We start from the raw sequence: 1,293 nt of genomic DNA, 5'->3' as shown, positions 1-1,293 counted from the left end.
TGGTACCCGCCACGTGATTTATCCGTGGAATCAATCCAAAATCGAAAATCAGAAGAGCCCCCGCATTTATCCGTGGGGTCAATCGAAAATCGAAAATCTAAAATCTAAAATCGATTGACGATGTTTGGGTTTGGTTCCTGAATTTCCAGCTACAATCGAATAAACAGGATTTATGCAAAATCAAAGCAGGCAAAACAACCCTTAATCCTAAAGACTTTGACCTGCATCGCTTGCTCAACATTAAGTTTTGCCAGATTTTTATTGATGAGTCTGAGTCAATGGTTGAGTTGGTAAAGCAAGGAAAGCAAAAAAAAGCGCTGGAAGTTTTTCCCACGAAAAAACGGGCATTAATTATGAATTAGTATGAGGGATTAAATAACTACTTGGGTGAAAAACATCAGGAAATTATTGACGCTGCAACTTCCCCCCACAAAAGTCAACAACGAATCAAGGAGTAGAAAGTGCAATGTGGCACAATATTATTCGGCTTAGTAAAGTAGTTCCTTTGGGCTTCGGCTCCATTTTTTTCTTAATGATTAGCATCGGATTTGCCACTAAATTGAGTATGGATAAGTTAGCCGAAGCTATTGAGTGGCAAACGCACACTTATGTAGTCCAGACAAATTTGCAAGCCCTAGAAAAAACTTTATTGGATGCTGAAACAGGACAGCGAGGGTTTATCTTCGCAGGAAAGGAGGAATTTTTAGAACCTTACAAAAAGGGAACCGTCGCTTTTTATAAAACAGTAAATGAGACAAAAAACTTAGTAAAAGATATCCCTGAACAAGTTAAAACTTTGGAGGAAGTTGAAAATTTGGGTCAGCAAAAACTCGATGAATTAGCGGAAACTATATCCCTGAAAAGGGCTGGGAAAGAACCAGAGCTAAGAGCCTTGGTGATTTCAGGCAAAGGCAAGATATTAATGGATGAAATTAGGAATAAGCTGGGGGAAATGCTTACGGTAGAAGATGCTTTACTGGTTCAACGAACAAAATTCGCAAAACAGTCGGAGCAATTAGCGACGATTGTTTCTATAGGAGGTACGGTTGTTGCTGTAGTATTGGGTTCATTTATTGTATTATTTATTTTTGATAAAATTATCCGACCAATCAATCAGGTAGCAAATACGATCGCCAGTTCTTCCACAGAGATTGCGGCCACAGTAGAACAGCAGGAACGCACAGCTACACAGCAATCGAGCTCTGTAAATCAAACTACAATCACAATGGATGAGTTGGGCGCGGCTTCCCAACAATCAGCCCAGCAAGCCCAAGCTGGTGCGGAATCTGCACG

General features: G+C 40.3%; 1 protein-coding gene. It reads left to right on the top strand.

Annotated elements, in window-relative coordinates:
• Positions 1–466: 466 nt before the first annotated feature.
• Positions 467–1,293: CHASE3 domain-containing protein (locus tag QUB06_RS34565; protein ID WP_333439347.1), on the top strand; the 827-nt coding region annotated here is incomplete at its 3' end.

The sequence above is a fragment of the Microcoleus sp. D2_18a_D3 genome, from assembly GCF_036702455.1.
Lineage (GTDB): Bacteria > Cyanobacteriota > Cyanobacteriia > Cyanobacteriales > Microcoleaceae > Microcoleus.
This window is presented reverse-complemented; position numbering and strand designations above follow the sequence as displayed.